Origin of the sequence: Bacillus sp. CDB3 (assembly GCF_002081505.1) — a bacterium.
GTDB lineage: Bacteria > Bacillota > Bacilli > Bacillales > Bacillaceae_G > Bacillus_A > Bacillus_A cereus_AT.
In genome coordinates this window covers 50,281-61,787 of record NZ_ALBR01000073.1, presented here as the reverse complement: position 1 = coordinate 61,787, position 11,507 = coordinate 50,281, and the positions used below count along the sequence as shown (strand labels likewise).

The window sequence follows — 11,507 nt, the reverse complement described above, 5'->3', positions numbered from 1 at the left end:
AGAAGGGTGATGGATAGAATGAAAATAGAAGCAGTTATTTTTGATTGGGCAGGTACGACAGTTGATTACGGATGTTTTGCACCACTGGAAGTATTTATGAAAATTTTTCATAAACGTGGTGTTAAAATTACAGCAGAAGAAGCACGTAAGCCAATGGGATTATTAAAAATAGATCATGTAAGAGCACTAACAGAAATGCCTCGTATTGCGAATGAGTGGAAGCATGTTTTCGGACAATTACCAACAGAAGCAGACATTCATGAGATGTATAAAGAATTTGAAGAAATTCTCTTTGCTATTTTGCCAAACTATGCCACGCCAATTGATGGGATAAGAGAAGTGATGGCTTCATTACGTAAAAGAGGCATTAAAATCGGCTCAACAACTGGCTATACGAGAGAAATGATGGACATTGTTGCAAAAGAAGCAAAATTACAAGGGTATAAACCTGATTTTCTTGTGACGCCAGATGATGTTCCAGCAGGTCGTCCGTACCCGTGGATGTGCTATAAAAATGCGATGGAACTTGGTGTGTATCCGATGAATCATATGATAAAAGTGGGAGACACGGTGTCAGATATGAAAGAGGGCAGAAATGCTGGGATGTGGACTGTTGGCGTAATTCTCGGTAGTAGTGAGCTCGGCTTAAGCGAGTGGGAAGTTGAAACTATGGATCCGGTAGAACTTCATGAAAAGATGGAAGTAGTTCGTAATCGTTTCGTTGAAAACGGGGCTCATTTTACGATTGAAACGATGCAAGAACTCAAGGACGTAATTGAACATATCGAGAAACAAGAACTTATTATTTCATAAAAGGGGCACGGGATCATGAATGAAAATCACTACTTATTATTAACGCCAGGACCATTAACGACAACAAAAACTGTAAAAGAAGTTATGTTATATGATTGGTGTACGTGGGATGTTGAATATAACACGATGGTGCAAGATGTAAGAAATAGGCTTGTATCGTTAGCAACAAAGGAAGAAGAAAAGTACACAACAGTTTTAATGCAGGGAAGCGGTACTTTTTCGGTTGAAGCAGTAATCGGTTCTGTTATTCCTACAAATGGAAAGATGCTTATTTGTACAAATGGTGCCTATGGTAAACGGATTGTGCAAATGGCGGAGATGTTACATATAGATGTGGTGGTCAGTCAAACGGAAGAGTGGGAGCCTACTAATATTGTAGAAGTAGAAAAGTTATTACAGCAAGATAAAGAGATTACGCATATTGCCGTTGTTCATTGTGAAACAACGACAGGTATTATTAATCCAATTGTAGATGTATGTAAATTAGGGAAGCAGTATGGAAAAGTTACAATTGTTGATGCAATGAGTAGTTTCGGCGGTATTGAAATAGACATTGCTGATTTACAAATTGATTTTTTAATTAGTAGTGCGAATAAGTGCATTCAAGGTGTGCCTGGATTCGGCTTTGTTATCGCAAAGCGTGATGAATTGTTGAAGTGTCAAGGGCAGGCACGTTCATTATCTTTAGATTTATACGATCAGTGGGAAACGATGGAAAATCAAAATGGAAAATGGCGTTTTACGTCACCTACACATGTTGTACACGCTTTTTATCAAGCGCTCCTGGAACTAGAAAAAGAGGGCGGAGTAAGAGCACGTTACAATCGATATTATAACAATCAAAAACTATTAGTGAATAGAATGAGAGAAATCGGATTTAAGCCACTAGTAGATGAAAAATATCAATCTCCTATTATTACATCTTTCATTTATCCAGAAGCAGGATTTGAATTTCAGCAATTATATAACGAATTAAAGCAGTACGGATTTGTTATTTACCCAGGGAAGATTTCGAAAGTAGATACGTTCCGTATTGGAAATATCGGTGATGTACATGAAGAAGACATTAATCGTTTAGTTGATAGTATTGCTAAAGGAGTTGTTATAGGGTGAAAGTATTTTGCTTAGGTGGAGCAGGTAAAATTTGTCGTGAAGCAATTTTAGATTTAGTACAATTTTCATCTTTTGAGACGATTACAGTAGCTGATTTTAATGAAGAAGAGGGCCTGAAAGTAGTAGAATGGCTCAACGATCCTCGCGTAGATTTTGTAAAAGTAGATGTAACGAATCATGAGGATACGGTTGCAAAAATGAAGGGCTATGACATTGTAATGGATGGCACGACGATAAAGCTAAATGGTTTGTCAACTCGATGTATTGCTGAAGCAGGTTGTCACGGTGTGAATTTGAATGGATTTGGTGAAGAAAATGATTCGCATTCTATATTTGTTCAAAACGGAAAAACATGTTTACCTGGTTTTGGTATGACGCCAGGTGTAACGCAAATGATGGCTATGCATGCAGCAAATCAACTAGATACTGTAGAATCAGTTCGAGTAAGCCATGGCTCATACCGCCCAATTGCTTTTTCAGCATCAATTACAGAAACAACGACATATGAATATGATCCACATTTACCATCGCGTACAGTGTATGAAGGCGGTGAATTTCAGCAAGTACCTCCGTTTGCGCGCCCAAGAGAAATTGAATTACCAGCGCCTTACGGAAAAACAACGCAGTATATAATCCCGCATTCAGAAACGATTACGTTGGCGAAGGCACTGAAGGACAAAGGTATTGTGCTGATAGAAACGAGAGGTACTTGGCCTGAGCAAAATATGCAGCTCATTCGTGCTTTATATGATTATGGTATATTGCGTAATGATCAAATTGAAATAAACGGTAAAGAAATAGGTATTATGGATTGTATTTCGAAGTATCTACTAAAATCGAAAGAAGGAAAAGAAACAGAGCTTTATGGTTATGCACTTCATGTAGAGGTAGTAGGTATGAAAAATAATGAAAAACAAAGGCATGTGTTATATCATACACATCCGTTATCTGATGGTTCTGTAGTAGGTTGGGAGAAATTAAGAGCTTATACAAGAAATGTCGGAATCCCATTCGGAGTCGCTACAGAGTTAATTGCAAAAGGAGTAGTTAATAAAGTCGGTGTTATTACTCCTGAAGAAGCTTTTGAAAATCCACAAATCATTTTTGACGAATTAGAAAAGCGTGGTATTTATATTCATGAAGAGATTTCTACTTACAAAGAAAATTATAACTTTGTATAAGTAAGGCAGTTTATGAGGTAGATATAAATGGGGTGAGGCTATGTCTGTAGTAGGTGAAGAAAGAAAGCGAACAATTCTTGAGAAGGTAGAGTTTAAAGGGAAAGTAAAAGTTTCAGAATTAGCGAGAGAGTTTGCTGTATCAACAGAGACGATTCGCCGTTATTTAGAAGAATTAGATCGTGAAAAGAAGTTGAAGAAAGTGTATGGTGGAGCCGTTCAACTTCCGGGAGTTGGAATAGAGGCACCAATGTTAGAACGAGAGATGCTGCATATAGAAGAGAAGAAAAGAATTGGGTATAAAGCAGCAACGTTTGTAGAAGATGGAGATGTTATTGCGATTGATGATGGAAGTACACCACTTCAAATGGTACCATATCTTGTTCATCGTAAAAATTTAACGATTGTTACGAGTTCTTTTCCAGTAGCGACACAATTAATATCTTCTATTAATAAAAAGATGTTTCACGGTGAGGTTTTATTTATTGGTGGAAAAGTATCCCCAAAACATTCACGGGTGTCAGGGTCTATTTCACAGCAAGTAATCCATCAATTTCATTTTCATAAGGCATTCGTTTCGATTGATGGGTTGTTGCCAGGCTTTGGGGTTTCTAGCTTTGAATTAGAAAAGGCGAAACTTTCAGAAGCGATGATTAAGCTAGCTGAGAAAACATTTATTTTATGTGATCATACAAAGGTAGGCGTAAAAGGGAATTATAGAATAGCAGCATTTTCTCAAATTCAACATGTCATTTGTGATAAGAAAATGCCTTATAGTTTTGAAGAAGAAGTCAAAAAACATAATATTCAATGGACAATTTGCTAAATGAATTGAATACATCTAGACTCCCGCCTAATTTTTAGGTGGGAGTTTTACTATCAGTAAGTAACAAAATAAAAGATTTGTATTTATGCAAAAAGTGGACACATTTTCTCATCTCATTCATATAATTTACCAATACAAAAAAAGTTGGTCGAAGGAAAGAAGGGGAAGTATGTCAGAACGGATATATAATAAACTTGTATTGTATGCAAACATTTTGCAAAAAATTGGTGTTATTAATGAAAAGGAAAAAAGTGAAATCCTTCATACGATAGGTAAAAAAGCCCTTTGAGTAAAGGGTTTTTAATTTTTTATCTATGGAAATTATAAACTTAATGTAATATTCCCATTGACAATGATAATGAGATTCATTATCATTTATTATGTTAATAATTGATAAGGATTATCAATTAAAATATATATAAGACAAGGGGATATTATTTTGAAAAAAAGTTATATTAAGGCTCTAGTAGTAGCAACAACATTAGCTATTCCATTTGCTGCGTATTCTACTCCAGCGTTAGCAGCAATAAAAATTGAAACAAACCAGTCGGTAGTAGCAACCAGTGATCGCACGTATGATACTGAGATTAAAATATATAAGGATCAAAAAGATGAGCCATCTATGGTTTCTCAGTACATAAAAAATCCTAAAGTAGCAATTGAAGACGGGAAAAAAATTGTTACTGTAACAATACAAGATAGCGATTATTTTCAATATCTTAGAATAGAAGATAGAAATCAACCTGGTGTATTTCATGATGTGAAAGTTCTGTCAGAAGACAAAAGAAAAAATGGAACGAAAGTAGTCCAATTTGAAATTGGCGAATTTGAGCAGAAGCACAATATGCAAATGCATATACTTATTCCGGCTATTGGATATGATCACAAATATCAAGTTCAATTTGAAATTAAAGATCCAACTTTAGGTGATAAAGAGACAGAGAAACCAGATGATAACTCTAATTCAGGCAATAAGGGAACGGATAATCCAGTTGATAGTCAAAACATGATAACAGATAAGAAACTAAGAGAACTTGTTAATAAGAAAGTATTTAATAGAAAAGATTTAAATACACCAATTACGAAAGCAGAACTATTACAAGTAAAGGACTTGTTTTTAAATACGAATGAGATTCTCGATTATAGTGGATTGAAATACATGCCGAATTTAAAATCTTTAACAATTGCAAATGCGAAGATAAAAGATCCGTCGTTCTTTACGAGCCTAAAGCAATTGAAACATTTGGCTTTACGCGCTAATGAAATTGTAGATGTAACACCACTTGTGAAGATGGATAATTTAGATTCTCTTGATTTAAGTAATAATAAAATTACAAACGTTGCACCATTAACGGAAATGAAGAATGTAACAAGTTTATATTTAGCAGGAAATCAAATTGAAGATATAACAGAATTAGCGAAAATGGAACAACTAGATTACTTGAATTTAGCAAATAATAAAATTGCGAATGTTGCTCCGATAAGTAAGCTAAAAAATGTAACATACTTATCTTTAGCAGGAAATCAAATTCAAGATATTAAACCGCTTTATATGTTACCGTTAAAAGATTTAGTATTAACGCGTAATAAAGTTAAAGATTTATCAGGTATTGATCAATTGAATCAATTACAAGAGTTATGGATAGGAAAAAATGAAATAACAGATGCTACTCCTCTAAGTAAGATGACACAGTTGAAAGTTTTAAACTTACCTAACAATGAGTTAAAAGATATTACTCCATTATCAAGTCTAGTAAACTTACAAAAACTTGATTTAGAGGCAAATTATATTTCAGACTTAACACCAGTTAGCAATTTGAAAAAGTTAGTATTTCTAAGTTTTGTGGCAAATGAAATCCGCGATGTGAGACCAGTTGTGGAATTAAGTAAGACAGCATATATTAATGTTCAAAATCAAAAAGTATTTCTAGAGGAAGCAGAAGTAAATAAAGAAGTAAAAGTACCTATATACGAAAAAGACGGAGAGGTATCCACAAAAATCCGTCTGAAGAGTGATGGTGGTACGTATAGTAATGGTATAGTGAAATGGAGTACACCAGGTGAGAAAATATATGAATTTGGAGTGAAAGATCCATTTGCGGATACAGGAATCTTCTTTACAGGATCTGTAATTCAAAATGTAGTAGAAAGTAAAGGGGATAACACTTCTAAAGAAGACAATACCTCTAAAGAAGATGAAAAAGTAGAAGTAGTAGAATTTAAAGATGTACCAAAAGGACATTGGTCAGAAGAGGCAATTAGTTATTTAGCGAAAGAAAATATTTTTAAAGGATATGGAAATGGACAATTTGGATTTGGGGATAATATTACCCGTGGACAAGTTGCATCTTTAGTACAAAGGTACTTGAAATTAGAAAATAAAGTAGAGCAGAAAGAGAGATTTACAGATACGAAAGGGCATATGTTCGAGCAAGATATTGCTACAGTTGCACAAGCTGGAATTATGCAAGGAGATGGTACAGGGAAGTTTCGTCCAGAAGGAGTATTAACTAGGTACGAGATGTCAGTAGTATTACAAAAAGTATTTCAGTTAAAAGCAAATGAACGTAATTTGGAGAACTTTAAAGACGTACCAACTGGTCATTGGGCAGAAGGATATGTGAAAGCTTTAGAGGATAATAACATATCAAAAGGTGATGGGAATGGGAACTTTTTAGGGGATAATTTCGTAACACGTGAACAATATGCACAATTTTTGTATAACGCAATAAAAAAATAATAAATGAGAAAAATACGTTATTCTTTAATAAGAAGAATAACGTATTTTTTATATGTACAAAATCAAGTAAGAAATAGACAGGAGTGCTTATAGGGGATATGTCTATTTTTCCGATAGGTGCTGAAACCATATTGACAAAAAGGCATTCTCGTGTGATAATTCAATTAAATTTTTAGAATAATCAAAAAACATTCCTTTTACATAGAAAGGATTTGAACATTATATTAATATTACGCCGGGGGTGACGAAATGTTATTTTTCTGAAGAAATGGAACGAATTAAAAGATGTGAAGGCAGAACTGGCACTTCGCGATTGGTTTTATGGTACAAAAATTAGTTTATCGATGTGTACGTCAAAAGAGCCATTAACATTTTTGGTAAATGTAGAGGGAAGAGATAAAGGAGTATTTTCTGAAGAAGACTTTATTGTAGTAAATTGCATGTGTGAGCCAGTATTTGAAAACGAAGAAAAACCAGCTTCAGAGTCGTTTATGCATGCGGATATTTATAAAAAAAGCAGTGCAGAGTGCATTTTACAAGTACAGACTGTAGATAGTCATTTAATGTCAGAGCTATATGGGAAAGAAGGAGAAGTAACATTCGAAAAACGCAGCGTGGAACGTGTTTTTGGCAAAGAAGGCATTACAGAAATGACAATTCCAATTGTAGAAGATGAAAAAAAATTCGCTGATTTATTGGAAAGTAATGTTCCGAATTTTACTGAAGGTGGAGGAGTAGTCCTTGTTCATAATTACGGAATGATCGTGTGGGGAAAATCACCAGAAGAAGCGAAAAAATGGTTGGAAGGTATAGAATATTTAATGAACTATCACGTAAAGCTTTTAATGATAAAAGGGGCAAAAAGTTCTGTTATATAAAGGTGTATTCACAGTGGTTACCATTCTATAAAAATGAAAGCGTTTTAAAAGTAAATTTCACTCATAAAATATAGGTCTCCTTATTATATATAGATTACATGTTGACATGTAAGGAGGAACATATTTTGCGAGTTAAATACCATTTTCTGCCGAAACAGCAGGTGACATTTTGCAAGACGAATGATTCTGGTGAAAAGGCTTTGCAAATTATGAATGAAACGGGATTTCGGGCGATCCCAGTATTAGCAGAAGATGAGAAGGAATTCACGGGGATTATTTATAAAGTAGATCTTTTAGAGAAGAAGTGTAATAGCGGATTAGAGCATGTAAGTACAGGAGATGTGCTGGAAGATCAAAATTCGTTTATTTTTGAAAAGGATTCTTTTTTTAGAGCTTTTTACGTGATTCGTCGTCTCCCGTTTTTAGCGGTTTTAAATGAATATAATGAATTTGTCGGTATTTTAACACATTCTAATGTATTTGATGTTATTGAAGATTCGTTCGGTATGCGGACGGGTGGTTATATATTAACAATTGCAACACAAGATTGTAAGGGAACAATTAAAGAGCTGGGGACATTGTTAAAGGCATACAATATAGGTGGACTGTTTACGCTTGATAATGGTGATCAATATATTCGCCGTATTATCGTAAATATATCAGATGAGTTAAATGAAAAAAGATTAAAGCAATTAATTGAAAAGATAGAGAAAAAGGGATTTAGGGTGAGTCATGTAGATCATATTTAAGTTAAAAAGGAAAGGTACCTATCTGCTATATGTAGATAGGTACCTTTTTTAGTACGAGAAATGAATCTTATTTTGAAACAGGAGGTGGAGATAATACTAAATCAGATAAAAAAATGAAGTCTGCATGTTCGCGAACTTTAGGAATAGAAGTTTCAATAACACGTGATGTAATTTCACCTGGAGGACCAACGTGCCCGATAGCTACCATGATTGGTTTTTCTTGAATTTTTTTGATGAGTAATTGGGCTTGTCTTGAAATATGACTTGCCGTATATACATCATCAAAAAATAATTGATTTTCAATGATAGGTACCCCTAATTCTTTACCGATTTTTGGGACAACACTATTAGGATTCGTTTTACTATCTAAATAAAATAAACCGTGTTTTTTACAGGCAGAAAGTATAAGACGTACAATCCTTTCATCGGCGGTTACTTTTGATCCCATATGATTGTTCATTCCTATTGCATGAGGTATTTCTTGAATTGCTTGTTCGAGTCGGTTGTTTATTTCTTCATCGCTTAAATCTGTTGTAATCGCTTTTGGTCCGAGCCACTCTTTTTTTCCTCTAATTGGTTCCATGGGCATATGTATAATAACTTCATGCCCTTTTTTATGGGCAGCTATTGCATCTTGTTTAGTAGAAGGAAGAAATGGCATAACAGCAATAGTAAGTGGAATAGGAAGTGATAACATTCTATCAGTTCCTTTCATATTATTGCCGAAATCATCGATGACAATAGCAACTTTATTCGTATGAGCGTTTGCTTGAATAGGAAATAGGAAGAAGGGTATGAACAGGGTGAAGACGAGAAATGTAATAGTATATTTGTGCATTTGAATATTTCCTTTCTATTTTATCCCGCTATTTGCGGGCAGTAAGACACCCACCTCAAAATTCGGCTGGAGCAAAGAAGTTAGGTGGGAGATCCACTGTCCGTAAATGCCCGATTGGTGAGGGCTAATAATCAGTGGGGGGAGCAATCCCCCCACTGATTAAAGTTTCACTTTATCAATCATCATTATGTTTTGCGTTTTCACATAAATTAAACAAAAAATGTCGAAGAAAAGTACATTAAAAATAGAGAACCCACTGTTTACTGAGCATTTACAAAAAAGAAGATGAAAAAAATGTCTATTATTGCGAATGTATTTACAAAGATAGAATAATTTGTAATAATTCTCAAAGTGAGGGTAAAGATTTGTAAATTACAGGGGGAAAATGTTAAATTTTCTGATTCTTCAAATAGGATTAAATGTTTAAAGCACTAAAGTAGAAGAGACGTTTAGAGCATGGAAGAATAATAAGGGGGATATGAATGTTTACTGTAAAAAGGAAGTACACATTAGAAAAGCTTTCGCATGATATTCATATGAAACGTGAAGAAATGATTCATTTAGGATTAACAAGTGGGTTAAACAGTATGGAGACAATTCAAGTTAGTCAAGAATTGGACAAGCTTATATTACAGTATCAGCGTTATAAAGAAAAACAAACACCGAGATGGTGGTCAATTATAAAGGCACCTATTTTTCAAATAGGGTATGAAGGGAAATCGAGTAATTTTTGGCGAATGCTTGTGGCTGGTTTTATGAAATAAGTATAATTATCCTTTTGGGATAAGGATAATTATACTTTGTGTAAAGGAATTTCGATATGAACTGTCGTTCCTTCGCTTTCTTTACTATCAATAAAAATGTGCCCATTGTACATCTCTACAATTCGTTTACATATGACAAGTCCAAGACCTGTTCCAGTATCTTTATTAGTAAAGAACGGATGAAAGAGGTGTTTTTGAATATGTTTTGGAATTCCTTTTCCGGTATCAATAATTTGCAATTGTGCATGTTTTTCGTTGTTTGTTACTACAATGGTTAATGTATCCCCAGAGTTCATAGCTTCAATTGCATTTTTGGTAATATTTAAAACCACTTGTTTCATATGGTCTTTTGAGCAACATATATGAACAGGGTGGTCTGGCAAATGTAAATGGAATATAATACTATGCAAATTCGCCTCAGATTGAATAATTACTGCTACCTCATTAAGAATCGTTCTTACATCATATGTTTGCTCAATGATGGCAGTTGGCTTTCCAAGAATAAGAAATTCGCTTACAATCTCATTAATACGTTCAATTTCTTGTTCAATTACTGAAAAGTAGAACTGATCCTGTTCATCTCTATATTTCTCTTTTAATAGAGCAACGAGTCCTTTAATTCCAGTAAGGGGATTACGGATTTCGTGAGCTGTACTAGCCGCAAAAGTTCCAACCAATTCAATCTTCTGTAGTTCATTTTGTTGTCTTTCTAGTTTTGTTTGCCGTTTTAATAACATATATTGAGCGAGTAAAAATAAAATAGACATTAAAAATAAAGTAGCTATACATTCTATTGAAACTAACTGGTATAAGGTTTGTTGATGAATAGGTAACGGAGAAACAGAGACCTTCCAGTTTAATCTTTGGAGTGGGGTAGTAAGCATATTAGAATGCTCATCACTTGTTTCATTATTATCATCGGTTAGAAAAACTACATCATGTTTATCAGTTACTTCGAAATGATATTGTGGTTTAATAGCATTTAAAGAGGATGAAATGTAGTCAAAGCGTAAACTAGCTAACAATAACCCAGAGAGTTCCTTTTGTTTATTAAATATTGGCGAGGCAATCATAATAGCTTGATGTCCAAGGACGCGATCTGTAATGACAGATGATACAGTTGTTTTCTTAGTTTGTAATGCGTCTTGAATATACTTACGGTCTGAGACATCTACAGGCCTTGATTCACCTTCTGATGCGATTGTAATGATTCCTTCTGGTGTAGCGTAATATAGACCAGAAAATCGTGCATCGTTTCCATCTGTATCATGTACAATTTGTTTAATTCCATTTATGTTACCAGTCTCGGTACCTACGACTTTTGCGAGCATTTCTAAGGCAGAAATCGCTTCACCAAGGTGATGGTCTAAATAGTCTCTATATAAAAAGAGAACAGTATGAGCAGATAATTTGTTTCCCTGTTTCATTTGATAAGTGTGATACGAAAAAAATGCGGCACCAATCCCTATCGTTGGCAGTATAACAAGCAGTATGTAAAAAACTATGCTTTGTAATTTGAATTTCAAATTTGGTACTCCTTCTTTTTTATTATCATTATATATAAACTATGTTAAAATTGTCATGTTTTTATTCAAGAATCATTTGCAT

General features: G+C 34.2%; 10 protein-coding genes. 8 read left to right on the top strand and 2 right to left on the bottom strand.

Going from position 1 to position 11,507, the window contains the following annotated elements:
* Positions 1 to 18 precede the first annotated feature (18 nt).
* The 7 genes from phnX to cbpA all read left to right on the top strand — a co-directional run bounded on the left by phnX (position 19) and on the right by cbpA (position 8,297).
* Positions 19 to 813, top strand: coding sequence for a phosphonoacetaldehyde hydrolase (gene phnX, locus CDB3_RS17680; RefSeq protein WP_128855398.1), 795 nt, complete (start codon positions 19 to 21; stop codon positions 811 to 813).
* 15 nt (positions 814 to 828) lie between these two features.
* The gene (phnW, locus tag CDB3_RS17675; protein ID WP_128855397.1) at positions 829 to 1,926 is read left to right on the top strand and encodes a 2-aminoethylphosphonate--pyruvate transaminase; all 1,098 of its coding nucleotides are present in this window, start codon (positions 829 to 831) and stop codon (positions 1,924 to 1,926) included.
* Positions 1,923 to 3,107, top strand: a complete 1,185-nt coding sequence (locus CDB3_RS17670) for a saccharopine dehydrogenase family protein (protein ID WP_128855396.1) — start codon at positions 1,923 to 1,925, stop codon at positions 3,105 to 3,107. The genes phnW and CDB3_RS17670 overlap by 4 nt, the downstream gene beginning before the upstream one ends.
* 40 nt (positions 3,108 to 3,147) lie before the next feature.
* Positions 3,148 to 3,930, top strand: coding sequence for a DeoR/GlpR family DNA-binding transcription regulator (locus CDB3_RS17665; protein ID WP_097830161.1), 783 nt, complete (start codon positions 3,148 to 3,150; stop codon positions 3,928 to 3,930).
* Between the two features lie 439 nt (positions 3,931 to 4,369).
* Positions 4,370 to 6,670, top strand: a complete 2,301-nt coding sequence (locus CDB3_RS17660) for an NEAT domain-containing leucine-rich repeat protein (protein WP_128855395.1) — start codon at positions 4,370 to 4,372, stop codon at positions 6,668 to 6,670.
* Between the two features lie 254 nt (positions 6,671 to 6,924).
* Positions 6,925 to 7,548 carry a class II aldolase/adducin family protein gene (locus tag CDB3_RS17655; RefSeq protein WP_128855394.1) on the top strand — a complete coding sequence of 208 codons (624 nt, stop codon included), beginning with the start codon at positions 6,925 to 6,927 and terminating at the stop codon, positions 7,546 to 7,548.
* Positions 7,549 to 7,673: 125 nt separating this feature from the next.
* The gene (gene cbpA / locus CDB3_RS17650; protein WP_128855393.1) at positions 7,674 to 8,297 is read left to right on the top strand and encodes a cyclic di-AMP binding protein CbpA; all 624 of its coding nucleotides are present in this window, start codon (positions 7,674 to 7,676) and stop codon (positions 8,295 to 8,297) included.
* Positions 8,298 to 8,364: 67 nt separating this feature from the next.
* Here cbpA and CDB3_RS17645 read toward each other — a convergent pair whose 3' ends face one another.
* A complete protein-coding gene (locus CDB3_RS17645) occupies positions 8,365 to 9,135 on the bottom strand; it encodes a divergent polysaccharide deacetylase family protein (RefSeq protein WP_097830165.1) in 771 nt (256 codons plus the stop codon).
* Between the two features lie 482 nt (positions 9,136 to 9,617).
* Between CDB3_RS17645 and CDB3_RS17640 the strand changes: the two genes are divergently transcribed.
* Positions 9,618 to 9,899, top strand: coding sequence for an aspartyl-phosphate phosphatase Spo0E family protein (locus CDB3_RS17640; RefSeq protein ID WP_128855392.1), 282 nt, complete (start codon positions 9,618 to 9,620; stop codon positions 9,897 to 9,899).
* Between the two features lie 29 nt (positions 9,900 to 9,928).
* Here the strand turns inward: CDB3_RS17640 and CDB3_RS17635 are convergent, their stop codons facing one another.
* A complete protein-coding gene (locus tag CDB3_RS17635; RefSeq protein ID WP_128855391.1) occupies positions 9,929 to 11,425 on the bottom strand; it encodes an ATP-binding protein in 1,497 nt (498 codons plus the stop codon).
* Between the last annotated feature and the right edge of the window lie 82 nt (positions 11,426 to 11,507).

Excerpts from the sequence above, each read along its gene's own strand:
- phnX (WP_128855398.1), top strand. The coding sequence starts at position 19 with ATGAAAATAGAAGCAGTTATTTTTGATTGGGCAGGTACGACAGTTGAT.
- phnW (WP_128855397.1), top strand. The coding sequence starts at position 829 with ATGAATGAAAATCACTACTTATTATTAACGCCAGGACCATTAACGACA.
- CDB3_RS17665 (WP_097830161.1), top strand. The coding sequence starts at position 3,148 with ATGTCTGTAGTAGGTGAAGAAAGAAAGCGAACAATTCTTGAGAAGGTA.
- CDB3_RS17645 (WP_097830165.1), bottom strand. The coding sequence starts at position 9,135 with ATGCACAAATATACTATTACATTTCTCGTCTTCACCCTGTTCATACCC.
- CDB3_RS17640 (WP_128855392.1), top strand. The coding sequence starts at position 9,618 with ATGTTTACTGTAAAAAGGAAGTACACATTAGAAAAGCTTTCGCATGAT.